Annotated in this window: 22 protein-coding genes and 1 pseudogene; 12 read left to right on the plus strand and 11 right to left on the minus strand. The window is 58.8% G+C overall.

The features are described from left to right. Nucleotides 1–121: 121 nt before the first annotated feature. On the plus strand, nucleotides 122–1,540 hold the full coding sequence (locus ICA16_RS11945; protein WP_150616855.1) for an aminotransferase-like domain-containing protein: 1,419 nt from the start codon (nucleotides 122–124) through the stop codon (nucleotides 1,538–1,540). On the opposite strand, the gene ICA16_RS11950 is transcribed toward ICA16_RS11945, so the two are convergent. From ICA16_RS11950 to ICA16_RS11960, 3 genes are all read right to left on the minus strand, one after another. Continuing rightward, nucleotides 1,523–3,904 (minus strand): fimbria/pilus outer membrane usher protein, encoded by a 2,382-nt coding sequence (locus ICA16_RS11950; protein ID WP_210700670.1) that lies wholly within the window; start codon nucleotides 3,902–3,904, stop codon nucleotides 1,523–1,525. The genes ICA16_RS11945 and ICA16_RS11950 overlap by 18 nt on opposite strands. 65 nt (nucleotides 3,905–3,969) lie before the next feature. Continuing rightward, nucleotides 3,970–4,677 carry a fimbria/pilus chaperone family protein gene (locus ICA16_RS11955; protein WP_210700671.1) on the minus strand — a complete coding sequence of 236 codons (708 nt, stop codon included), beginning with the start codon at nucleotides 4,675–4,677 and terminating at the stop codon, nucleotides 3,970–3,972. A gap of 138 nt (nucleotides 4,678–4,815) precedes the next feature. Continuing rightward, entirely contained in the window at nucleotides 4,816–5,466 is a 651-nt protein-coding gene (locus tag ICA16_RS11960) for a DUF1120 domain-containing protein (RefSeq protein ID WP_150616858.1), read from the minus strand. Nucleotides 5,467–5,745: 279 nt separating this feature from the next. On the opposite strand from ICA16_RS11960, the gene ICA16_RS11965 reads away from it, so the two are divergent. Then, nucleotides 5,746–7,314: a phospholipase D family protein gene (locus tag ICA16_RS11965; protein ID WP_210700672.1), complete on the plus strand. Its 1,569-nt coding sequence runs from the start codon at nucleotides 5,746–5,748 to the stop codon at nucleotides 7,312–7,314. A gap of 87 nt (nucleotides 7,315–7,401) precedes the next feature. Here the strand turns inward: ICA16_RS11965 and ICA16_RS11970 are convergent, their stop codons facing one another. Together ICA16_RS11970 and ICA16_RS11975 are read right to left on the minus strand one after the other, a co-directional pair. Further along, a complete protein-coding gene (locus ICA16_RS11970; RefSeq protein WP_210700673.1) occupies nucleotides 7,402–8,544 on the minus strand; it encodes an MFS transporter in 1,143 nt (380 codons plus the stop codon). Nucleotides 8,545–8,806: 262 nt separating this feature from the next. Next, nucleotides 8,807–10,300: an aldehyde dehydrogenase gene (locus tag ICA16_RS11975; RefSeq protein ID WP_008086799.1), complete on the minus strand. Its 1,494-nt coding sequence runs from the start codon at nucleotides 10,298–10,300 to the stop codon at nucleotides 8,807–8,809. Nucleotides 10,301–10,538: 238 nt separating this feature from the next. On the opposite strand from ICA16_RS11975, the gene ICA16_RS11980 reads away from it, so the two are divergent. Then, nucleotides 10,539–10,901: a cupin domain-containing protein gene (locus tag ICA16_RS11980; RefSeq protein WP_210700674.1), complete on the plus strand. Its 363-nt coding sequence runs from the start codon at nucleotides 10,539–10,541 to the stop codon at nucleotides 10,899–10,901. Nucleotides 10,902–11,106: 205 nt separating this feature from the next. On the opposite strand, the gene rpmG is transcribed toward ICA16_RS11980, so the two are convergent. Both rpmG and rpmB read right to left on the minus strand, forming a co-directional pair. Continuing rightward, nucleotides 11,107–11,262, minus strand: coding sequence for a 50S ribosomal protein L33 (gene rpmG / locus ICA16_RS11985; protein ID WP_016772554.1), 156 nt, complete (start codon nucleotides 11,260–11,262; stop codon nucleotides 11,107–11,109). 11 nt (nucleotides 11,263–11,273) lie between these two features. Further along, nucleotides 11,274–11,507 (minus strand): 50S ribosomal protein L28, encoded by a 234-nt coding sequence (gene rpmB, locus ICA16_RS11990; protein ID WP_007920377.1) that lies wholly within the window; start codon nucleotides 11,505–11,507, stop codon nucleotides 11,274–11,276. Between the two features lie 447 nt (nucleotides 11,508–11,954). Here rpmB and ICA16_RS11995 point away from each other — a divergent pair, with 447 nt between their 5' ends. Further along, on the plus strand, nucleotides 11,955–13,541 hold the full coding sequence (locus ICA16_RS11995; RefSeq protein WP_210553369.1) for an ABC transporter substrate-binding protein: 1,587 nt from the start codon (nucleotides 11,955–11,957) through the stop codon (nucleotides 13,539–13,541). A gap of 126 nt (nucleotides 13,542–13,667) precedes the next feature. Here the strand turns inward: ICA16_RS11995 and radC are convergent, their stop codons facing one another. Further along, entirely contained in the window at nucleotides 13,668–14,342 is a 675-nt protein-coding gene (gene radC, locus ICA16_RS12000) for a RadC family protein (RefSeq protein ID WP_210553368.1), read from the minus strand. Between the two features lie 135 nt (nucleotides 14,343–14,477). Here radC and coaBC point away from each other — a divergent pair, with 135 nt between their 5' ends. The 7 genes and pseudogenes from coaBC (at nucleotide 14,478) to ICA16_RS12035 (ending at nucleotide 20,223) form a co-directional block, all read left to right on the plus strand. Then, on the plus strand, nucleotides 14,478–15,686 hold the full coding sequence (gene coaBC / locus ICA16_RS12005; RefSeq protein WP_053125030.1) for a bifunctional phosphopantothenoylcysteine decarboxylase/phosphopantothenate--cysteine ligase CoaBC: 1,209 nt from the start codon (nucleotides 14,478–14,480) through the stop codon (nucleotides 15,684–15,686). A gap of 5 nt (nucleotides 15,687–15,691) precedes the next feature. Continuing rightward, a complete protein-coding gene (gene dut / locus ICA16_RS12010) occupies nucleotides 15,692–16,147 on the plus strand; it encodes a dUTP diphosphatase (RefSeq protein WP_210553367.1) in 456 nt (151 codons plus the stop codon). 353 nt (nucleotides 16,148–16,500) lie between these two features. Further along, a pseudogene (locus tag ICA16_RS12015) lies at nucleotides 16,501–17,877 on the plus strand (phosphomannomutase/phosphoglucomutase); the annotation flags it as partial. A gap of 17 nt (nucleotides 17,878–17,894) precedes the next feature. Beyond that, the gene (argB, locus tag ICA16_RS12020; protein WP_150593448.1) at nucleotides 17,895–18,800 is read left to right on the plus strand and encodes an acetylglutamate kinase; all 906 of its coding nucleotides are present in this window, start codon (nucleotides 17,895–17,897) and stop codon (nucleotides 18,798–18,800) included. A gap of 202 nt (nucleotides 18,801–19,002) precedes the next feature. Next, nucleotides 19,003–19,263 (plus strand): hypothetical protein, encoded by a 261-nt coding sequence (locus ICA16_RS12025; RefSeq protein WP_210623190.1) that lies wholly within the window; start codon nucleotides 19,003–19,005, stop codon nucleotides 19,261–19,263. Nucleotides 19,264–19,280: 17 nt separating this feature from the next. Then, nucleotides 19,281–19,853, plus strand: a complete 573-nt coding sequence (locus ICA16_RS12030; RefSeq protein WP_150616865.1) for a hypothetical protein — start codon at nucleotides 19,281–19,283, stop codon at nucleotides 19,851–19,853. Next, nucleotides 19,840–20,223, plus strand: coding sequence for a hypothetical protein (locus ICA16_RS12035; protein WP_210700676.1), 384 nt, complete (start codon nucleotides 19,840–19,842; stop codon nucleotides 20,221–20,223). The genes ICA16_RS12030 and ICA16_RS12035 overlap by 14 nt, the downstream gene beginning before the upstream one ends. A 163-nt stretch (nucleotides 20,224–20,386) precedes the next feature. Here ICA16_RS12035 and pyrE read toward each other — a convergent pair whose 3' ends face one another. After that, the gene (pyrE, locus tag ICA16_RS12040) at nucleotides 20,387–21,031 is read right to left on the minus strand and encodes an orotate phosphoribosyltransferase (protein WP_041071932.1); all 645 of its coding nucleotides are present in this window, start codon (nucleotides 21,029–21,031) and stop codon (nucleotides 20,387–20,389) included. Nucleotides 21,032–21,113: 82 nt separating this feature from the next. Between pyrE and ICA16_RS12045 the strand changes: the two genes are divergently transcribed. Continuing rightward, the gene (locus ICA16_RS12045; RefSeq protein ID WP_007920349.1) at nucleotides 21,114–21,893 is read left to right on the plus strand and encodes an exodeoxyribonuclease III; all 780 of its coding nucleotides are present in this window, start codon (nucleotides 21,114–21,116) and stop codon (nucleotides 21,891–21,893) included. An 80-nt stretch (nucleotides 21,894–21,973) separates the two neighbouring features. Here the strand turns inward: ICA16_RS12045 and gltS are convergent, their stop codons facing one another. Both gltS and ICA16_RS12055 read right to left on the minus strand, forming a co-directional pair. Next, nucleotides 21,974–23,182: a sodium/glutamate symporter gene (gene gltS / locus ICA16_RS12050; RefSeq protein ID WP_210700677.1), complete on the minus strand. Its 1,209-nt coding sequence runs from the start codon at nucleotides 23,180–23,182 to the stop codon at nucleotides 21,974–21,976. Nucleotides 23,183–23,611: 429 nt separating this feature from the next. After that, nucleotides 23,612–23,977: a DUF4870 domain-containing protein gene (locus ICA16_RS12055; protein WP_150604638.1), complete on the minus strand. Its 366-nt coding sequence runs from the start codon at nucleotides 23,975–23,977 to the stop codon at nucleotides 23,612–23,614. Nucleotides 23,978–23,993: the final 16 nt, after the last annotated feature.

The following is a 23,993-nucleotide window of genomic DNA, read 5'->3' on the forward strand; positions in this document are numbered from 1 at the left end:
AGCATTACAGATTCAACTCATCTGTATTAAATCCATACAGATTTGCTACACCTGCTACTGAATTGCCGATTTACGCCGCATCTGTACTGGTTTTTCGAATCACCTGCATCGAGGCAGTGCCATGACGCTTTATGTGAATCTCGCCGAACTGCTCGGCACACGCATCGAACAAGGCTTCTATCGTCCAGGTGATCGACTGCCGTCGGTGCGCGCCTTGAGCGTAGAACATGGCGTCAGCCTCAGCACGGTGCAGCAGGCTTATCGCATGCTTGAGGACGGTGGTTTGGCCACACCGAAACCCAAATCCGGTTACTTCGTGCCGGTCGGGCGCGAGCTTCCGGAGCTGCCCGCCGTCGGCCGCCCGGCGCAGCGGCCGGTGGAGATCTCGCAGTGGGATCAGGTGCTGGAGCTGATTCGCGCGGTGCCGCGCAAGGATGTGGTGCAACTCGGTCGCGGCATGCCCGACATCAGCTCACCGACCATGAAGCCGCTGCTGCGCGGACTGGCACGGATCAGCCGGCGCCAGGACATGCCCGGGCTGTATTACGACAACATCCACGGCACCCTCGAACTGCGTGAGCAGATCGCCCGGCTGATGCTCGATTCCGGCTGCCAGTTGAGCGCCAGCGACCTTGTCGTCACCACCGGTTGCCACGAAGCGCTATCCACCAGCATCCGCGCGATCTGCGAGCCCGGCGACATCGTCGCGGTGGATTCGCCAAGTTTCCACGGCGCCATGCAGACGCTCAAAGGGCTGGGCATGAAGGCTTTGGAAATCCCCACCGACCCGCTCACTGGCATCAGCCTCGAAGCGTTGGAACTGGCGCTGGAGCAGTGGCCGATCAAGGTCATCCAGCTCACCCCCAACTGCAATAATCCGCTGGGCTACATCATGCCGGAGTCGCGCAAACGTGCCCTGCTCAACCTCGCACAGCGCTTCGACGTGGCAATCATCGAGGACGATGTGTATGGCGAACTGGCCTACACCTACCCGCGCCCACGCACGATCAAATCCTTCGATGAAGACGGCCGCGTGCTGCTTTGCAGTTCGTTTTCCAAAACGTTAGCGCCGGGGCTGCGCATCGGCTGGGTCGCGCCGGGTCGGTATCTGGAACGGGTGCTGCACATGAAATACATCAGCACCGGATCGACCGCGCCACAGCCGCAAATCGCCATTGCCGAATTTCTCAAGTCCGGCCACTTCGAACCGCATTTGCGGCGGATGCGTACGCAATACCAGCGCAATCGCGACATAATGATCGACTGGGTGACTCGCTACTTCCCCGCCGGCACGCGCGCCAGCCGCCCGCAAGGCAGCTTCATGTTGTGGGTCGAACTGCCGGAAGGCTTCGACGCGCTGAAACTGAATCGTGCGCTGCTCGAGGAAGGCGTACAGATTGCCGTTGGCAGCATCTTTTCCGCCTCGGGCAAGTACCGCAATTGCCTGCGCATGAACTACGCCGCCAAACCAACGCCGCAAATTGAAGAGGCGGTGCACAAAGTCGGCGCGGCGGCGATCCGGCTACTGGCCCTCGGCTGATTGGCAGACAGCGTCGACCGTTGCATACAGTTTATCGGTGTCGCTGCTTGCCGGCGCATCGACCTCGACCTGGCAGGCTTGACCGCTGCCGGAGTCGATCCGCAACCGCACCAGGACTGGCGCATCGATCAGGTACACCAGCCCGGCATCCACCACATTGGTCAGGTAGTTGCCCTGGGCATCCTGCACCGATGCACCTTTACGGACGGGTAAACCGTCAGGCGTACGCACCTGCAGCATCAGACGGCGCACGGTGTCTACGGGAAAGTCCAGGCGCGGCACGGCGCCACGTCCGGCTTCGACTTCCTGATAACCATTGAGTACATCCACATTGCGCGGCAGGCTGCGGGTGTCGATTTCGACTCGATTGGTGCGCCACGCCGACAAACTGGAAGCCACTGCCCGCCCCGCGCCATCGGTCCAGACCGGACCTTGCGGCGTGCTCAACTGGATACCGGCATCGTCACCTGCCTTGACCAGCGCAAAGGTCTCGCGCACCGGATAAGGCGATAGCGTCACGCCCCCTTCGTGCAGCACCAGACCACCGCGCAGCCCGGCGTCATAACGGCTCGAGCCGACGCTATTACGCGAGTAGCCAAGGTCGACGCTGGTGTAACGCGGCAATGCACTGAGCCGGGCATTGAAGTCGGTCTGCCCGTTCTGGGTACGCTCCATGCCCATGCTGTAATCCATCGTGTCGCTCAATTGTTCGGCGTAACGCACGCCTGTGCGCGAGCCCCGGTGCTCATCGTGGCGGGCGAATGTGCTCAGTCTGCGTTTGCTTCCCAGCGGCAGACTAACAGTCAGGTAGGCGCTGTCACCTCGCCCCCCCATGGCGGAGCTGCTGCTTTCGCGCTGAACACTGAGCGATAAGTTGGCCCTGGAATAAGTCTGCGACCATGTCGCCCCCATCCGCGAATGTTGCGTGCTGCCCTGCCCCGCATACGTTGACCAGAAGCCGGAAAAGGCGCCCCAGTCACGACTCGAGTAGTTGACCCCGGCGCCCCATTGTCGCTCGCCCTGCTGGTCCAGCTCCTCTCCAGCACCCTGCCCCGTCTGCGCCAAGGTACGAAACCCCCCGCTGCGCCGGCTCATATTGAGACTGGCTGACAGGCCGTAGCCCAAAGGCATCCCGAGCGCCGCTTGCGTCCTCCGGCCATTACCCGAATTCACGGTCATGGAATTAAGCTGCTGCACGCTGACCACCGCCCCCATGCCCACAGCCTGCGTTAATTCCCACCCTGCGGAACGATAGTCGCCGGCACCCATGATCCCGGCGCTGAAGCCAGTCGCCGAGCCCAACAACCAGTCTTTGTTGGCCGCCACGAAGGTCGGCGCTTCGCGGTCATCATTGCGCATTCGCCGGACCTTTCCTGCCGCAAGCCCATATCCTGGTTTCGCCGGCAGGGTCGGGGCTCTCAAAGAGGCTGCCGGAACGAGAAATACGTGGCGCTCACCACTTTCGGCCACAACCGTAACTTCCAGATCCAGATGGCGACTCAACAGTGGCAAATTGCGCAGTGCAAACGGCCCGCCCGGTACCACCGTGGAATAGACCACCACGCCGCTCTGCCGAACTTCGATCCGCGCGGGCGAAGGTGCATGACCTTCCACGACCGAGCCGCTGCCGGCATCTTCTGGCACGGCCCCGGCCAAGGCCGAATCCGGCAAGATTTGAATACCCGTGAACGGCTCGCCCGCGAACAACGATGAACGCATGTTGAGCTGCCCGACCTGCACCTGCGCCGCATACGCCTCCCATGTGCGAGAAGCCTGGGTATAGAGGACATCGAAACGCTCGGTATCCGCAAATGAGGTGTAGTTCTGCCGACTGCGCACCACCCAATCGGCAGCGTTGAATCCCAACTCGGTGCCAAGGTTCAGATATTGGGTCGAATGGCCAAGACTGGAGTCGCTCACCACCAGCGCGTCGTAGTTGAACAACCCGGCCCTGCCCCCCGACTGCCAGGCGCGCGCAGCAGACTTGGGTTCAAGCAGCAAACCAGTCGGCACCAGCAGCATCACCCTTTGCGAACCGGGATCAAGCCGTACTTGCACGTCGGGGAGATGATCCTCGACGTGAGCACAGCTACCATTCTCGGCGTTGTCAGGCAGGCCGGAAGGCACCGCAATGGACGCCTGATCCAGTAACCGGGTATCGAGACACAACTGCCCGTTGCCATCAAACGTCGCCAAAATCGAACCCAAAGCCCTGCCGTTGACCTCAAGCGCCACTCGACTGCGTCCGGCCGTGAAACGGGGTTCAACGCCGAAAAACCGGGCGGTGGCAGGGTCGATACCGCGTGCCTCCAGTACCGCTGGGTCGAACTCGGTATACGTCTGGGCCGAGGCTGCTGAAGGCATCAGGAGGATCGGCGCCAACCACCAGGGGACAGCGCAAGACACACGCTGGATCTGTGCGCTGCGTTTCATTTTTGAACGATCAACGGCGCGTCGAAGCTGTCGACGGCAAAACCGTACGTTGTCGCCGGAAACAACCGTACGTGACTGGCCAATGTCGACGGTGTGTCGAGCATCATCACTTCGCCCGGCAAAATGTAAGTACGTTGCAGATCGAGCGTGACGCCACCGGGAATCAGGCTCACCGCTTTGGACAGCCTGACCACATACGGGCTTGGGTTACTCACGCGAATTTGTCGGCCGGCAACGCTCCAGACCAGGCGTTTCCAGGGCGTACGGTCGATAGCCAGATCGGCTGGCCGGACAATCACCGGGATGTTCTGACGCACGGTCAGATACACCTGAGCGCCGTTTCCCTCTTGCCGTGGGCTGATCCCTTCGAATACCACGCGTTGCAGTCGCTCGGTTTTCAGCGGTGCGACGTCCCGCAAAATGAACCGCACTTGCTGACTTTTGCCCGGCTCCACCCGCGCCACCGGCGGATTGAGCAATAGCAGCAGCTCGGTATCCTCGGGAATGTGCTCGATGGTGCTGTAGAGCAATGCCGGCTGGTCGTCGGAGTTGCGGACATTCAGGGTCGCTTCCCCCGACGCTTGATCGACCACCACAACCGGCGTTTCCGGGACCATGCCAGCGGCATGGCTACTGATGCTCATAAATGACAGGCACACGGCCACGAAGGCGACAGGCACCTGGAAAGAAAAAAGGGGATACATGAAATTCTCCTGCGGGTATCGGCCGAAATGCGTCAGGCAATTTCGGCCGATACCTTGATGCGAAAAAATACGCGCTAACGCTATTCAGGCCCTGCGAGGCGCATCACGCGATCCGCATGGGTTCGGCAGTTTTTCGACTCAGAGGTAGAACACGTCGAACGTCACCGAACCATCGAGCTGGAACTCATCGGTGGTCGGCGGCAGATCGGCGGTCGGGCGAATGGCTGCCGCGACCTGCATCGGGAATGTGTGCAGCCGAGCAGCGGCAGGGCCCGCCGCAGCACTTGGCCCCCACGAATAAGAGATAGGTGCGTTGGATACCAGGCCGGTGGCCGGTACACGCCATACGCGGTTTTGTGGGCTGCGTACCAAGAAGGTTTGTGGCGTGCCATCGGCCAGTGGCTGGCCGGTCAACAGGCCGAAACCGCCAATGCCTACACCCTTTGTGCTGCCTAGACCGTAATAAAGCGTGTCAGAAGTCCGCCCATTGAACGTCAGGCCGGACACTTTGGTGGCGGCACGGTTGTCAGTCGCCGAGATTTCAACCGCCGCCGGTGCATCGCACGCAACCTTTAGGGTGATGTCCCTTGGGGGCAGATCGTTCTGCTGAGTCGCGCTCAGACTGGCGGAAAAAATACGCCCCAGATTAACGTTGCCGCCACCGGCGAATGCCGGAACGCAGGACGTTGGAATCACTGTGCCGGAGACCGTCAGGTCGAGGGTGCTGGCCTGAGCTGCAAAAGGTGACAGTGCCAATAGCAAGGCACTGGCTGCATAGAGTTTTTTCATTGTTATTTACCGGTTGATGATTGGGTACATACACAGGTCGTTTCAGGACGTTGCGCAGTCCTGAGCGGCCGTTATGCCCGCACATCATTCCCGGTTCAGAAAGGCTTTTCTGTAGGTTCAAGGTACCTGGTAGGTGTAGCGTTTTCGACGTACTGCGTAGTCCATTTCAGCGTGCATCGACAGAGGTGACTCAAAGTCCAGAGTGAATTTAATCTAAACAAAGAATGTCCTACGCCCGTGCCATACTTCGACCTTCGACCCGCCATGAGATGATCCTCCTTGAGATCAAGAACGGTCCTACTTTTCCCCCTACTTCTCGTGCTCCTGCTCAGCAGTTGCGCGAGCCTCAATGCACCGCGCGAACCGAGCCAGGCGTTGCCAGCGTCCGACTCGGCTTTCGGCCGGTCGATCCAGGCTCAGGCAGCGCCGCATGAGGGGCAGTCCGGTTTTCGTCTGCTATCCAACAGCACCGAAGCGTTCACCGCCCGTGCCGAGCTGATCCGCCACGCGCAAAGCAGCCTCGATTTGCAGTACTACATCGTGCATGACGGCGTCAGCACACGGATGCTGGTGGAAGAATTGCTGAAAGCCGCCGACCGCGGCGTGCGCGTGCGGATTCTGCTCGACGACACCACCAGCGACGGTCTCGACCAGATCATCGCGACGCTGGCGGCGCACCCGCAGATCCATATCCGTCTGTTCAATCCGCTGCATCTGGGACGCAGCACCGGCGTTACCCGGGCTGCCGGACGACTGTTCAACCTGTCGCTGCAACACCGACGGATGCACAACAAGTTATGGCTGGCAGATAACAGCATGGCCATCGTCGGCGGCCGCAATCTGGGCGACGAGTACTTCGACGCCGAGCCGAATCTGAATTTCACCGACATCGACATGCTCAGCGTCGGGCCGGTGGCCGAGCAGCTCGGGCACAGTTTCGATCAGTACTGGAACAGCGCGTTGAGCAAACCGATTGAAGAATTTCTTTCCAGCAAACCGACGGCCAGGGATTTGCAGAACACCCGTACGCGCCTGGAGGAGTCGCTGGAGGAAACCCGCAAGCAGAACCACGCGCTGTATCAGCAGTTGATGACGTTCAAGACCGACCCGCGCATGGACATCTGGCGCAACGAGCTGATCTGGGCCTGGAATCAGGCGCTGTGGGATGCGCCGAGCAAGGTGCTGGCCAAAGGCGAGCCGGATCCGCAATTGCTGCTGACCACGCAACTGGCGCCGGAGCTTACGGGGGTCAGCAAAGAACTGATCATGATCTCGGCCTATTTTGTACCGGGCCAGCCGGGGCTGGTGTACCTGACCGGGCGCGCCGACGCCGGGGTTTCGGTAAGCCTGCTGACCAACTCGCTGGAGGCCACGGATGTGCCAGCCGTGCATGGCGGGTATGCGCCGTATCGCAAGGCGCTGCTGGAGCATGGAGTAAAACTGTTCGAACTGCGACGCCAGCCCGGAGACGGTGGCGGCAGCGGCCCGCACGTGTTTTACAGTAAGTCGTTTCGTGGCTCGGACTCTAGCCTGCACAGCAAGGCGATAATCTTCGACCGGCGCAAATCGTTTATCGGCTCATTTAATTTCGACCCACGTTCAGTGCTGTGGAACACTGAAGTCGGGGTGTTGGTGGACAGTCCGCAGCTTGCCGAGCATGTGCGCGAACTGGCGCTGCAAGGCATGGCGCCGGCACTCAGTTACGAAGCGAAATTGCAGGATGGGGATATCGTCTGGGTGACCGAGGACAACGGTCAGATGCACACACTGACCAAGGAACCGGGGAGCTGGTGGCGCCGGTTCAATGCGTGGTTCAGTACCAGCGTTGGCCTGGAGCGGATGCTTTAAAGATCAAAAGATCGCAGCCTTCGGCAGCTCCTACATTTGGAATGCATTCTCTCTGTAGGAGCTGCCGCAGGCTGCGATCTTTTGACTTTAAGCAGTCTGCACTGTGCCAAAAGCACCTTGTCGGGATACCAGAATCACCAGCCCAAATGCCCCCGCCGCCATCAACCACGGCAACGCATGCCCGCTGATCCACTGACTACCCGCCCCCGCCGCCAACGGCCCGATCAGACAGCCAACACCCCACAGTTGCGCGATATGCGCATTGGCCCGCACCAGCGCGTCATCGCGATAACGCTCACCGATGAGGATCAGCGATAGCGTGAACAACCCACCTGCGCTGGCGCCAAACAACACCCACAGCGGCCAGATCAGCAACGTGTCGATCAACATCGGAATCGACAGGCTCGACAGCATCAACACCACCGCGCACCCGGTGAACAGCGTGCGCCGCGACAGGTAATCGGCTAACGCGCCAATCGGCAATTGCAGCAGCGCATCGCCCACCACCACAGTACTGACCATCGCCAAGGCGATTTCGGCGGTAAAACCCTGTTGCAGGCAATACACCGGCAACAGCGTCAGGATCATCGCCTCGAACGCGGCAAACAAGGACACCGCCCAGGCAATCGCCGGCAGTTCGCGGGCAAAGCCCCACAGGTCGCGGAAGGTCACGCTGCTCGCTTCACTGCTCGGCGCACCGCTACGGCGCAGCAACAGCAAAGGCGAGATCATCAGCAGCGCGACACCGACCCAAAAGCCGTAATCCTCTTCGGTGCCCAGCGCGCCCAACAGCAAAGGACCAGACAGTTGGCTCAGCGCATAACTGCTGCCATACAGCGCCACCAGTCGACCGCGCCAATGCTCGACCACCAGTTGATTGATCCAGCTCTCGCCGAGGATGAACACGATGGTCAGGATCACGCCGATCATCAAGCGCAGCACCAGCCAGATCGGATAGCTCGGCAACAACGCCAACAGGCCAATGGACAGCGCCCCCGCCCACAAACAAAGACGCATCAGGTTCGCCGTGCCAAAACGCGCCGCCAGATGACTGGAAATCTTCGCGCCCAACAACACGCCAATGGCCGGCATCGCCGCCATTACGCCAATGGCAAAGGCGCCATAACCCCAGCCCTCAAGACGCAACGACACCAACGGCATGCTGACCCCAAGGGCCAGGCCTACACTCAAGACAGACGCCAACACGGCGAAATACGTCGCCCACCGCATGTTCCACGCTCCTGTGGATATTCTTTTTGTATTCACCCAAAACACTGTGGGAGCGAGCCCCGGTGGCGAGGGGATTTATCCCCGTTGGGTCGCGCAGCGGCCCCAAAACCTGCAACCACGATGTACCAGGTACACCGCGTGCAATGGTTTAGCGACTGCTTCGCAGCCGAACGGGGATAAATCCCCTCACCACAGAAACTCACTCCCACAGAGGATTTCTGTAGCGCTCGGGAGCCTGATTCAGCAGGCCCTCTTTACCGCATTACAACTTGATCCAAGTAGCCTTCAGCTCGGTGTATTTGTCGAACGCGTGCAGCGACTTGTCGCGGCCGTTGCCCGACTGCTTGAAGCCACCGAACGGTGCAGTCATGTCGCCGCCGTCGTACTGGTTGACCCAGACGCTACCGGCGCGTAGCGCCTTGGCGGTCAGGTGTGCCTTGGAGATGTCCTGAGTCCACACCGCAGCGGCTAGGCCGTAAGGCGTGTCGTTAGCGATCTGGATGGCTTCTTCAGCAGTGTCGAAAGCAATAACCGACAGCACCGGGCCGAAGATCTCTTCCTGTGCGATCTTCATCGCGTTGCTCACGCCGTCGAAAATCGTCGGCTCGACGTAAGTACCACCGGTTTCCTGAAGAATGCGCTTGCCGCCAGCCACCAGTTTGGCGCCGTCGGTATGACCGGACTCGATGTACGACAGCACGGTGTTCATCTGCTGGGTATCGACCAGCGCGCCGACATTGGTCGCCGGGTCCAGCGGATTACCCGGCTTCCAGGCCTTCAGCGCCTCGATCACCATCGGCAGGAATTTGTCCTTGATCGAACGCTCGACCAGCAGACGCGAACCGGCGGTGCAGACTTCGCCCTGGTTGAAGGCAATGGCGCTGGCGGCGGATTCGGCAGCGGCTTGCAGATCGGGAGCATCGGCAAAGACGATGTTCGGGCTCTTGCCACCGGCTTCCAGCCAGACGCGTTTCATGTTCGATTCGCCGGAATAAATCATCAATTGCTTGGCGATCTTGGTCGAACCGGTGAACACCAACGTGTCCACATCGTTGTGCAGGGCCAGCGCCTTGCCAACGGTATGGCCATAGCCCGGAAGGACGTTGAGCACGCCTTTCGGAATGCCGGCCTCAACAGCCAGCGCCGCGATACGGATGGCGGTCAGCGGCGACTTTTCCGACGGCTTGAGGATCACCGAGTTGCCGGTCGACAGCGCCGGGCCTAGTTTCCAGCAGGCCATCATCAGCGGGAAGTTCCACGGCACGATGGCGCCAACCACGCCTACCGGCTCGCGGGTCACCAGACCCAGTTGATCGTGCGGCGTAGCCGCGACTTCGTCGTAAATCTTGTCAATCGCCTCACCGCTCCAGCTCAGCGCTTGCGCCGCGCCCGGCACGTCGATATACAGCGAATCGCTGATCGGCTTGCCCATGTCGAGGGTTTCGAGCAGGGCGAGTTCTTCGGCGTGCTGTTTCAGCAGACCGGCAAAGCGAATCATGGTGGCTTTGCGTTTGGTCGGCGCCAGGCGCGACCACACGCCGGAATTGAACGTAGCGCGAGCGTTTTCCACAGCGCGCTGGGCGTCGGCGGCGTCACAGCTGGCTATTTTACCCAGCAGACGGCCATCGACCGGGCTGATGCATTCGAAAGTCTCGCCGGAGACCGCGTCGGTGTATTCGCCATTGAGGTAGGCGCGGCCTTCGATCTTCAGGTCGCGGGCGCGTTGTTCCCAATCGGCACGAGTCAGGGTGGTCATTCAGGTGTCCTCCTCTTGTTGAATACGAGCGCCGCGCGATCTTCGCCGACGTCCTCAGCAATTCTGCCCGGCCAGCCTGCATTTTCGGTCCGAGGCACCCGCCACCCTAAACCAGCGGCCGGGTTTGTTTCAATATATTTGACATAAGGTGGCCATACGACCTTGCAGTGTTGATTTTAATCAACATAGACTTTGGCCTTTTCCAGCCATTGCGCCGCATTCACGGGAGATAACAACAATGAACATCCAGAACGTCGTCGACATCAGCCTGACCTCCAGCGAAGCCGAACGCTATCGCCCGGATCCGGCCAAAGTGCTCAAGGGCGATCCCGAGCAAGCAGTGTTCCATCAATATGAAAGTCCTTGCGGGCAGATGGGTGTCGGCGTGTGGGAGGGTGCGGTGGGTCAGTGGACGGTGAATTACACCGAGCATGAATACTGCGAAATTCTTCAGGGCGTTTCGGTGCTGCGTGACAGCGACGGCAATGCCAAGACGTTGCGCGTCGGTGACCGCTTTGTAATTCCGGCGGGTTTTCGCGGCACTTGGGAAGTGCTGGAAGCTTGCCGCAAGATCTATGTGATCTTTGAACAGAAGGGCTGAGGATATTCGCTGGCTGATCTGGCCCCATCGCTGGCAAGCCAACTCCCACAGTAATTGTGGGAGTTCACAAATTATGCGTTCACCAAAAAACCTATGGAAGCTGGCTTGCCAGCGATGAGGCATGGACGGGCGCGACAAAACCTGAGAAACAAAAAAGGCCCGTATCGTGAGATACGGGCCTTTTTCGTAAGTCAGGAAAAATCAATTACTTGATTTTGCCTTCCTTGTACATCACGTGCTTACGAACAACCGGATCATATTTCTTGATCTCGATTTTGTCCGGGGTAGTACGCTTGTTCTTGTCGGTAGTGTAGAAGTGACCAGTACCGGCGCTCGAGATCAAACGAATCAATTCACGCATGATTAGCTCCCTTAAATCTTGCCATCGCGGCGAAGTTCGGCGAGCACGACAGTGATGCCACGCTTGTCGATGATACGCATGCCTTTGGCAGATACGCGCAGACGCACAAAACGTTTCTCTTCTTCAACCCAGAAGCGGTGATGCTGCAGGTTCGGCAGGAAACGACGACGGGTTTTGTTGTTTGCGTGGGAAATGTTATTCCCAGTCACCGGACCCTTACCGGTAACTTGACATACTCTCGACATGCCTCAGCCCTCTAAAACCACATGCCCAACCCGGCATGGGTTGGCCGCTTAATCTCTCAGTCATTTGGCGCCAGGCGCCGCGTTTCTTTAGAGGTCTTACCGGCTACACCTACAGTGAAGGAACCGGGCCCCTAGAAAAGAGCGCTGCTTTATACCAGAAAGACTGGGGTGCAACAACTTTCCGTGTGCAATCAATCCACAAAAAGCCGTAAATTCTGCCCGTGAGCGCCTTGGATAAAGGCCGGGACGGGGTTTTACCACTCGTCGAAGAAAACTGCTCACATGCGCGATTCTGGCTCTTCGTTGCACCGAGCACCCACCGCAACCGCGTAAAAACGCTCCCAAAAACACAAAAGGGGATAGTCATTTGCAATCGCGACCTCTAGGGTAGGGCTTTTCCAGACTGCACTTGCAGATGGGCCTTCGATCTGTGAAAGGAAACCGACCATGCGCCTCGCTGCCCTAACCCTGCTGCTCGCCCCCCTCCTGCTGAGCCCCTTGGCCCAGGCCGCCGCGCTGAGCGTCTGCACCGAGGCGAGCCCTGAAGGCTTCGATGTGGTGCAGTACAACTCGCTGACCACCACCAATGCGTCGGCCGATGTGCTGATGAACCGCCTGGTTGATTTCGACACTGCCAGCGGCAAGGTCATCCCGAGCCTGGCCGACAGTTGGGAAGTCAGCACTGACGGCCTGACTTATATCTTCAAATTGCACCCGCGGGTCAAATTTCACACAACCGAATACTTCAAGCCAACCCGCGAGCTGACTGCCGAAGACGTCAAATTCAGTTTCGACCGTATGCTCGATCCAGCCAATCCGTGGCACAAAGTGGCGCAAAGCGGCTTCCCCCACGCGCAATCGATGCAGTTGCCGGCACTCATCAAGAAGATCGACGCGCTGGATCCGCTGACGGTGCGCTTCACGCTTGATCACCCGGACTCGACTTTTCTGGCGACGCTGAGCATGGGTTTCGCCTCGGTCTATTCCGCCGAATACGCCGACAAGCTGTTGAAGGCCAACGCCACCGACAAGCTCAACAGCCAGCCAATCGGCACCGGCCCGTTCGTATTCAGCCGTTTTCAGAAAGACGCCGCGGTCCGTTACAAGGCCAACCCGGACTACTTCCGTGGCAAGCCTGCAGTGGATCCGCTGATCTTCGCGATCACGCCAGATGCCAACGTGCGCCTGCAAAAACTGCGACGCAATGAATGCCAGATTGCCCTGTCGCCAAAACCCTTGGACGTACAGGCTGCGCAGAAAGAACCGACGCTGAAAGTCGAAAAAACTGACGCGTTCATGACCGCCTTCGTCGGCATCAACAGCCAGCATCCGCCGCTGGACAAACCGGAAGTGCGGCAGGCGATCAACCTTGCCTTCGACAAGGCCAACTACATCAAAGCCGTGTTCGAAGACACGGCGGAAGCGGCCAACGGCCCTTACCCGCCGAATACCTGGAGCTACGCGAAAGGCCTTCCGGGCTACCCGCACGACGTGGCGAAAGCCAAGGCGCTGATGGCCAAGGCCGGCTTGAAGGATGGTTTCAAGACCACGATCTGGACGCGTCCATCGGGCAGCCTGCTCAACCCGAATCCGAGCCTTGGCGCACAGATGCTGCAATCGGATCTGGCAGAGATCGGCATTCAGGCGGAAATCCGTGTGATCGAATGGGGCGAGCTGATTCGCCGCGCCAAGGCTGGCGAGCATGATCTGTTGTTCATGGGCTGGGCCGGCGACAATGGCGACCCGGACAACTTCCTCACGCCGCAGTTTTCCTGCGCCGCGGTCAAGTCCGGCACCAACTTCGCCCGCTACTGCAACGCTGATCTCGACAAGCTGATCAGCGCCGGCAAGACCACTAGCGAACAAGGTGTGCGCACCAAGCTCTACGAGCAGGCACAGGCGCAGATTCAGCAGCAGGCATTGTGGCTGCCGCTGGCGCACCCGACGGCGTTCGCACTGACGCGTAAAGACGTTCAGGGTTACACGGTGAGCCCGTTTGGCCGGCAGGACTACTCCAGGGTCAACATGAAATAATCGGCACACCACCAAATCCCTGTAGGAGCTGTCGAGTGAAACGAGGCTGCGATCTTTTGATCTTTAAAACAGAGTCAAAAGATCGCAGCCTTCGGCAACTCCTACAGAGAAAGGGTCGGCGGATAATTACATCCAGCCGCACTCCGCCATCGACAGCGGCTCACCCTCCCCCACGATGAAGTGATCGAGCACCCGCACATCAATCAGGTCCAAAGCCTTCTGCAAACGCTTGGTCAACAACCGGTCCGCCTGACTGGGGTCGCTGTTCCCCGACGGGTGGTTGTGACACAGGATCACCGCCGCTGCGTTATTCGCCAACGACCGCTTCACTACTTCCCGAGGATGCACGCTAGTGTTGTCGATGGAGCCGCGAAACAGCGCCTCGAACGTCAGCACTTGATGCTTGGAGTCCAGAAACAGACAACCAAACACCTCGTGTGGCTCGTGGCGCAGCATCGATTTGAGGTAATCGCGAACCGCCTGCGGATTCTCCAGTGCGGGTTTCTTGCGCATGCGTTCGGCCAGATGCCGCCGGCCCATTTCCAGCACCGCCTGCAACTGGGCGAACTTCGCCGGCCCCAATCCCAATTCCCTGCTGAATTCTGCAAGATCGGCCTCCAGCAACACGCGCAGGCTGCCGAATTGAGTCAACAGGTGTCGCGCAAGATCCACTGCGCTCTTTCCAGTGACTCCGGTGCGTAAAAAGATCGCCAGCAATTCTGCGTCGGAAAGACTTCCCGAGCCTTGTTCAAGTAGCTTCTCCCGCGGGCGTTCTGCCGCAGGCCAATCGCGAATACTCATACACTTTCCCTGTCTGTGGGCGCCGCTGTTCCGTAGCGGTCGCTGTGATATCTTAGCCCATCTTTTTTGCGGGCGAATTCACCCTGGGGAGGGGGTTTCGCCACGTATGTCACCCACGAAATGAAAGGCAGACCTATGCAGCGGCTGTATCGGAAACGCATCGTTCTGGGCGTCGGCGGCGGCATCGCTGCCTACAAGAGCGCTGATCTGGTTCGTCGCCTGATCGACCAGGGCGCCGAAGTGCGCGTGGTCATGACCCATGGCGGCGCCGAGTTCATTACTCCGCTGACCATGCAGGCCCTGTCCGGGCACCCGGTTCACCTGGATTTGCTTGACCCGGCCGCCGAAGCGGCGATGGGCCACATCGAACTGGCCAAGTGGGCCGATCTGGTGCTGATCGCCCCGGCCACCGCCGACCTGCTCGCACGCCTGGCCCAAGGCATCGCCAACGACTTGCTGACCACACTGGTGCTGGCCACCGACGCCGTCGTGGCGGTCGCACCTGCAATGAATCAGGCGATGTGGCGCGACCCTGCGACCCAGGCCAACCTGCAACTGCTTGAAAGCCGCGGCCTGAAGACATTCGGCCCGGCCTCCGGCAGCCAGGCCTGCGGTGACGTCGGCATGGGCCGCATGATGGAAGCCACGGATCTGGCCCAATGCGCAGCGGACTGCTTCCAGCGACAGGCGCTGACCGGCAAGCACGTGGTGATCACCGCCGGCCCGACCCAGGAGAACATCGACCCGGTGCGCTACATCACCAACCATAGCTCCGGAAAAATGGGCTTCGCCCTGGCCGAAGCGGCGGTGGAAGCCGGCGCCCGCGTGACACTGATCAGCGGCCCGGTGCACCTGCCGACCCCGGATCGCGTCACGCGCATCGACGTGGTCAGTGCCCGTGACATGCTCGCAGCGTGCGAATCTGCGATCCCATGCGACGTGTTCATTTCCTCGGCAGCGGTTGCGGATTACCGCCCGGAAGTCATCGCCCCGCAAAAACTCAAGAAAGATCCTACGAGCGGCGACGGCTTCGTCCTGCAAATGGTGCGCAACCCAGACATCCTGGCCACCATCGCGACCCGTCCCGATCGTCCGTTCAGTGTCGGTTTCGCCGCCGAGACCGAACACCTGCTCGACTACGCTGCACGCAAGCTGAAGGACAAGAATCTCGATTTGATCGTCGCCAACGACGTCGCCAATCCGAGCATCGGTTTCAACAGCGAAGAAAACGCCTGCAGCGTAATTGACCGTGAGCTTCACGCCACGGTTTTCGCCCAGACCAGCAAGAGCAAGATCGCTCGCCAACTGGTCACTTTTATCGCCGAACGTCTGAACCAGGTTTAATTTACATGCACGCTTTGCAAGCCAAGATCCTCGACCCACGCATCGGTACTCAATTCCCGCTGCCGCAATACGCCACCCCGGGCTCCGCTGGCCTCGACCTGCGCGCCATGCTGGAGCAGGACATCGTGATCAAGCCGGGTGAAACCGTGCTGATCCCGACCGGCCTGTCGGTCTACATCGGTGACCCCAACCTCGCAGCGCTGATCCTGCCGCGCTCGGGCATGGGCCACAAACACGGCATCGTGCTGGGCAACCTTGTTGGCCTGATCGACTCCGATTACCAGGGCCCGCTGATGGTTTCGTGCTGGAACCGCGGCCAGACCGATTTCACCATGACCGTCGGCGAACGCTTGGCGCAACTGGTGCTGGTGCCGGTGGTACAGGCGCATTTCGAGATGGTTGACGAGTTCGTCGAAACCGAGCGCGGTACCGGTGGTTTTGGCCATACCGGCACCAAATAATCCATACCGATACCGATACCGATACCGATACCGATACATCACTGTAGGAGCTGCCGAAGGCTGCGATCTTTTGATTTTGTTTTTTAAGATCAAGATCAAAAGATCGCAGCCTTCGGCAGCTCCTACAGGGGAAAATTTCAGGCAGATCAGCTGAAAGGTTTACCGCCGCAAATCAAGGTTTTGCCGGACCAAGGCCACGCCAGCCGAGGCGTCATGGCCCTTTCATGCCACGAACTCTCTGCGGAAAACGCCGTCATACCCTTCAGTTTGAGCTTGCCGTCGAATGAGTCGTCGGTCTGTCCAGTCACTTTTGAGATGGAGCATTTCCGCAGATGACCACCCCCGCCCAAGTTGCACCAAAGCTGCCTGAAAGCATCTTCCGCGCCTATGACATTCGCGGCACCGTGCCGGAATTCCTCAATGCCGAAACCGCTTACTGGATCGGCCGCGCTGTCGGCTCGCAGAGCCTTGCCCAAGGCGAACCCAATGTGTCCGTTGGTCGCGACGGCCGCCTGTCGGGTCCGGAACTGGTCGCCGAACTGATCCGCGGTATCGCCGAGAGTGGCTGCCACGTCAGCGATGTCGGCCTGGTGCCGACGCCAGCGCTGTACTACGCCGCCAACGTCCTGGCCGGCAAGTCCGGTGTGATGCTCACCGGCAGCCACAACCCGTCCAACTACAACGGTTTCAAGATCGTCATCGCCGGCGACACGCTCGCCAACGAACAGATTCAGGCTCTGCACGAGCGCCTCAAGACCAACAATCTGAGCAGCGGCAACGGCAGCGTGACCCAGGTCGAGATCCTCGACCGCTATAACACCGAAATCGTCCAGGACATCAAACTGGCGCGGCGCCTGAAAGTCGTGGTCGATTGCGGCAACGGCGCGGCAGGCGTGATCGCCCCGCAACTGATCGAAGCGCTGAACTGCGAAGTCATCCCGCTGTTCTGCGAAGTTGACGGCAATTTCCCCAATCATCACCCGGACCCGGGCAAGCCGGAAAACCTTGTCGACCTGATCGCCAAGGTCAAGGAAACCAACGCCGACATCGGCCTGGCGTTCGATGGTGACGGCGACCGTGTCGGCGTGGTGACCAACACCGGCAGCATCGTTTTCCCGGATCGCCTGTTGATGCTGTTCGCCCGTGACGTGGTGGCGCGCAACCCAGACGCGGAAATCATCTTCGACGTCAAATGCACCCGTCGCCTGGTACCGCTGATCAAGGAGTACGGTGGTCGGCCGCTAATGTGGAAGACTGGTCATTCGTTGATCAAAAAGAAAATGAAACAATCCGGCGCGCTGTTGGCCGGTGAAATGAGCGGGCACATCTTCTTCAAGGAACGCTGGTTCGGTTTCGACGACGGTATCTACAGCGCCGCACGGCTGCTGGAGATCCTCAGCAAGGAAAAATCCACCGCGGAGGAGCTGTTTGCGACCTTCCCGAATGATATTTCTACGCCGGAAATCAATATCCATGTGACCGAAGAGAGCAAATTCAGCATCATTGATGCACTGCACGACGCACAGTGGGGCGCAGGCGCTGACCTGACCACCATCGACGGCGTGCGAGTCGACTACGCCAAAGGCTGGGGCCTGGTGCGCGCGTCCAACACCACACCGGTGCTGGTGCTGCGCTTCGAGGCCGATGACGAGGCTGAATTGCAGCGCATCAAGGATGTGTTCCACGCCCAACTGAAACGCGTTGCACCTGATCTCCAACTACCGTTCTGATCCACCCGGAGCCCTGAATGACCCTCGAACGCGAAGCCGCCGCCAACACTGCCAAGGTCCTGTCCGAAGCACTGCCTTACATCCGACGCTATGTCGGCAAGACCCTGGTGATCAAATACGGCGGCAACGCGATGGAAAGCGAGGAGCTGAAAACCGGCTTCGCCCGCGACATCGTGCTGATGAAAGCCGTGGGTATCAACCCGGTGGTCGTGCACGGCGGCGGTCCGCAGATCGGTGATCTGCTCAAGCGCCTGTCGATCGAGAGCCACTTCGTCGACGGTATGCGCGTCACCGATGCCGCGACCATGGACGTGGTGGAAATGGTTCTGGGCGGTCAGGTCAACAAAAGCATCGTCAACCTGATCAACCGTCACGGCGGCAGCGCTATTGGCCTGACCGGTAAAGATGCCGGGCTGATTCGTGCGAAGAAACTGACCGTCACCCGCCAGACCCCAGAGATGACCCAGCCGGAAATCATCGACATCGGTCACGTGGGCGAAGTGGTCGGGATCAACACCGAGCTGCTGAACCTGCTGGTCAAAGGCAATTTCATCCCGGTGATTGCGCCAATCGGTGTGGGTGAGAACGGCGAGTCGTACAACATCAACGCCGACCTGGTGGCCGGTAAAGTTGCCGAAGCGCTGAAAGCCGAAAAACTGATGCTGCTGACCAACATCGCCGGCCTGATGGACAAGTCAGGCACGGTTCTGACCGGCCTGAGCACCCAGCAGGTCGACGATCTGATCGCTGACGGCACCATCTACGGCGGCATGCTGCCGAAGATCCGTTGCGCGCTGGAAGCCGTTCAGGGTGGCGTGGGGAGCTCGCTGATCATCGACGGGCGCGTACCGAACGCGATCCTGCTGGAAATCTTCACCGACACGGGTGTCGGCACGCTGATCAGCAATCGCAAGCGTCCCTGATCGCTGAAACGTAAAAGATCGCAGCCTGCGGCAGCTCCTACAAAAGCGAATTTCGTGTGTATGAAATTGCTGTAGGAACTGACGAAGTCTGCGATCTTTTTTATGCGCGCAGGAAGCGTCTGACTTAACACAGCGAAACGTCCGACATCCCCTCAGAACAAATCTCCCTAGGATCTTCCCCTCATCCACCGGAGATTTACCCATGCAAAAAGACTACGTTCCCTATGGCAGTGATGTTGCCCCAGGCACCTACGAGTGCGTGGATTGCGGCCACCAGTATTCCAATCAAGCCAAAACCTCGATGCCGCCCTGCCCGCAATTTCGCAAGACCGCGCACGTTCTGAACGGCTGGAAGATCCTGACCGGACAAGGTGACGCTCCTAATGATCCCTATCCACAGAAAACCGATAAGCCTTCCGGCATCAAGAGCGCCGAGGTCATTACGCCCTCGCACAAAAAATAACCCCGGAGGCCCGAGCCATGCAGATCTCGTTCACGATCGACGCCGACGCTTTCGAGCTGGAACAAAAGGAACCGGTCAAAAAGACCTTGCGCATCGGCGATGCGGAAATCACCCACGCCCTCCAGCGTATCGCCAAGGCGAGCCTGACCGAATACCTGAAAATGCTGGTCGAGGGCGGGATGCCCAGCCGGGCCGACGAGGCCAAGCAGGATCGCCTGCTTTATCTGATTCAAAGCTACTTCGGGCAGACTTTACCGACTGAATCGCAAATCTCGACGATCTTCCAACTGACCCAGAGTCAAAGCAAAACCTTGCTGAAAAACACTGTGTCGCGCTTTCGTAATCAGCTCGACGACATCCTGCAGCACAGCATGCGTGCGGTGGTCGATTCTGCGGAGCATGCAAAGGATGTCTATCTGGTCGTCATCAGCTCGGATGTGATCCGTGATGAGCTGAACATGCTGATTACCCAGAACGAGCCGACCTTCAAACCCATCACCAAGCGCAAGGGCAGTGCCGGACAGTTTGAGATCAGTGAGGATTCCCACGATTTGTTGTGCGCAACGCTGGGACTCAATGCCGTTCAGTGACATCGTCGCGGTCAGTGGCTTGCTGCTGACCCTGACCACCTTCATGTTCAATCTGGCCTGGCCAAAACTCAATGAGGCGTTGGCGCTGGATGAACACCAAACCGGCCCGCAGAACAAAAAACGCAGCCGCGAGAAGGTCAAGAATGTTGTTTACTGGCGTGCGTTGCCGCTGACAGGCGCCTTCGTAGCGCTGTTTTACGTCAACCTTCCGGCTGCGGTGGGGATTATTCGCAGCAGCTCAGTGGATCTGTGGGATTTCGACGTTGATCGCACGCTGTACGTAATGGTGGTTGTCGCGCTGCTCGCGTTTGCGCTGATCAATACGGTATTGACCCTGAAACTGATCTGGAAATGGCGAAATCTGCGCTAACCGCAAGCAAAAAGACCCCGTTCAGTCAGACTGAACGGGGTCTTTCTTTGCCTGCGATCCCTGTAGGAGCTGCCGAAGGCTGCGATCTTTTGATTTTGCCTGCGTCAAAAAACCGCAGCCTTCGGCAACTCCTACAGGGGATTGCGTCAGGCCAGAATCTGCGTCAAACGCCGAATTGGGCGCGGTACGCTTCCACGGCTGGCAAATGCTGCTTGAGCTGCGGATCGTCAGCGAGGAACTCCAGCACCTGATTCAGCGAAACAATGCTGATCACCGGAATGCCGAAATCGCGCTCTACTTCCTGAATTGCCGACAACTCTCCGTTGCCACGTTCCTGACGGTTCAAGGCGATCAACACACCGGCAGCCTTGGCACCGTCCTGAGACGCGATGATCTGCATGACTTCGCGGATCGCAGTACCGGCGGTGATCACGTCGTCGATGATCAGCACATCACCGGTCAGCGGGGCACCAACCAGACTGCCGCCTTCACCGTGGGCCTTGGCCTCTTTGCGGTTGAAGCACCATGGCAAGTCACGGTCGTGATGCTCGGCCAGCGCGACGGCGGTAGTCGCTGCCAACGGGATGCCTTTGTACGCCGGGCCAAACAGCACGTCGAAGGAAATGCCGCTTTCGGCAATGGCTGCGGCGTAAAACCGACCCAGCTGCGCCAGGGCCGAACCCGTGTTGAACAGGCCGGCATTGAAGAAGTAAGGACTGGTGCGCCCGGACTTCAGGGTGAACTCACCGAAGCGCAAAACGCCGCGATCGATGGCAAAACGAATGAAATCGCGCTGATACGCTTGCATGAAAAAAACCCCAAATACCACGGATTTAGCTAATTAGCTTGACGCCGTGTATCATACACGCACGCGATTTTTGGGGCCATTTATGCGGATCATCAGTGTGAACGTCAATGGTATTCAGGCTGCAGTCGAGCGTGGTTTGCTCAGTTGGCTGCAAGCACAGAATGCCGACGTCATCTGCCTGCAGGACACCCGTGCCTCCGCCTTTGAACTGGATGACCCAGCCTTCCAACTGGATGGCTACTTCCTTTATGCCTGCGATGCTGAAGTCCCCGCCCAAGGTGGCGTGGCTTTGTACTCGCGGTTGCAACCGAAGGCTGTCATCAGCGGTCTCGGTTTCGAGACGGCCGACCGCTACGGGCGCTACCTGCAAGCAGATTTCGACAAAGTCAGTATTGCCACCTTGCTGCTCCCTTCGGGGATGAACGGCGATGAGGACTTGAACCAGAAGTTCAAGCTCATGGACGACTTCGGCAAGTACCTGGACAAACAGCGGCGTAAACGTCGCGAGTACATTTATTGTGGCTCGCTGTATGTCGCGCAGCAGAAGCTCGACATCAAGAACTGGCGTGACAGCCAGCAATCCCCGGGCTTCCTGGCGCCAGAACGCGCCTGGATGGACGAGATTGTCGGCAACATGGGCTATGTAGATGCCCTGCGCGAAGTCAGCCGCGAAGGCGACCAGTACAGCTGGTGGCCGGACAACGAACAGGCCGAGATGCTCAATCTGGGCTGGCGCTTCGACTACCAGATCCTGACCCCAGGCTTGCGGCGCTTCGTGCGCAGTGCACGCCTGCCGCGCCAGCCTCGGTTCTCGCAGCACGCGCCGCTGATCGTCGACTACGACTGGACGCTGACCATCTAAGCGTCGATTCGCAGAAAAAAAATGCCCGTATCGCGAGATACGGGCATTTTTTTGTGCCTCAGACTGAAGCGGTCTGAAGCTCAGACCGCGACAAAAAACGGCAAGACCAGGTACAGCTTGATCACGATGACATTGATAATGTCGATGAAGAATGCACCCACCATCGGCACCACGAGAAACGCAATCTGCGAAGGACCGTAGCGCTGCGTCACCGCCTGCATGTTGGCGATGGCCGTCGGTGTCGCACCCAACCCAAAACCACAGTGCCCCGCTGCCAATACCGCCGCGTCGTAGTTACGACCCATCATTCTGAACGTCACGAAAATCGCAAACAGCGCCATGACCAGTGTTTGCGCAGCCAGGATGATGAATATCGGTAGTGCCAGTGCCGCCAGATCCCACAGCTTGAGCGACATCAAGGCAATCGCCAGAAACAGCGACAGGCTGACATTCCCCAACACCGAGACTTCGCGCTCGAACACCTGATACAAGCCCAGCGCTGACAGCCCGTTACGCAGAACGACACCCACGAACAAGACGCAGACAAACGTCGGCAACTCGAATGCGGTGCCGTGCAGCAACCCATTGAGCAGATTGCCGGCCAACAGGCTGACGGCGATCAGCGCAAGCGTCTCGATAAACGAGAACGGTGTGATCGAGCGTTCCTTGTTCGGCTGCTCAAAACCTTTTGGCAAGCGTGGTGTTTCTTGCGAGTGGCAGCCGGGCACCTGAACGCGCTTGATGAGCAAGCGAGCCACAGGGCCACCAATCAGCCCACCCAACACCAGACCAAACGTCGCAGATGCGATGGCGAGCTCGGAGGCGGAGGCCAGACCGTACTTCTCACTGAACACCGCGCCCCACGCTGCGCCAGTGCCGTGACCGCCCGCCAACGTTATCGAGCCCGTCAGCAGGCCCATCAACGGATCCAGCCCCAGCGCAGTGGCAAGGCCAATGCCCAACGCATTCTGAACCACCAGCAACCCGGTGACCGCCAGCACGAATATGCCCACTACACGCCCGCCTTTCCTCAGGCTGGCAAAATCGGCACTCAAGCCAATAGTGGCGAAAAACGCCAGCATCAAAGGTGTTTGCAGTGAAGTGTCGAAGCGGATTTCAATATCGAGAGTTCGCAGCAACAACAGAACCAACGCAACAACCAGACCGCCCGCGACGGGTTCGGGAATATTGTAATTGCGCAGAAAGGCGATACGCGTAACCAGTCCACGCCCCAGTAAAAGCACCAGGGAAGCGGCCACAAGCGTTCCATAAAAATCGAACTGAATCATTGGATTATTCTTGGCTATATATTCAGAGCCGCACTTTATACCTGGGCACGCCTCATGAACTGGCTGATCTACTCAACACTATTGATTGGGGGGTTCAAGAACCTTCGCTGGCTTGAATATATCGAGATATTTCAAAGGAAATACAACGTGCGACAACTTTAACAACCACCAAAGCTTATTGCCAAGAACATGGGCATCACTGAAGCGCTGCAGTTGTGACTAAAGATGTAAGAGCCTGATGTATATAGCAATCTGCACTGCCGCTCATCGCAGTCAGATTATTCCTACACACTTTCTAAACTGATTTAATTGCAAACACAGAAAAACCCTGTAGGCGCTGCGGCACGCTGCGATAATTTGATTCTGACTCTAAAAATCAAGATCAAAAGATCGCAGCGTGCCGCAGCTCCTACAGGGGGCTTTGAATCGTTATTTGATCAGACGCCACGTGAAAGGATAGCGATAGGGGAAACCTTCGTTAGCTTTCACGCCACCGATAATCGCCAATACCAACGCGGCAATGGTCACCAGTCCGTAAAGAAAGAAACCAACGATGACCAGCATCAGCAGAATGCAAATCGCCGTAGCGATCGCGACGGTGATCTGAAAATTCAGCGCCTCTTTGCCCTGTGCATCGATAAACGGATCTGACTCACGCTTCATCTGCCACAGAATCAGCGGCCCGATCAGATTGCCGAAAGGAACCCAGATCCCCAGCAAGGCGGACAAGTGACAAAACATCGCCCACTGACGAACCTCTTGGCTCGGTTTGGGCAGCAGCTCCTGGTCACTCATCGCGTCCTCCTTGCGG

Origin of the sequence: Pseudomonas anatoliensis (assembly GCF_017976235.1) — a bacterium.
Taxonomy (GTDB): Bacteria; Pseudomonadota; Gammaproteobacteria; order Pseudomonadales; family Pseudomonadaceae; genus Aquipseudomonas; species Aquipseudomonas anatoliensis.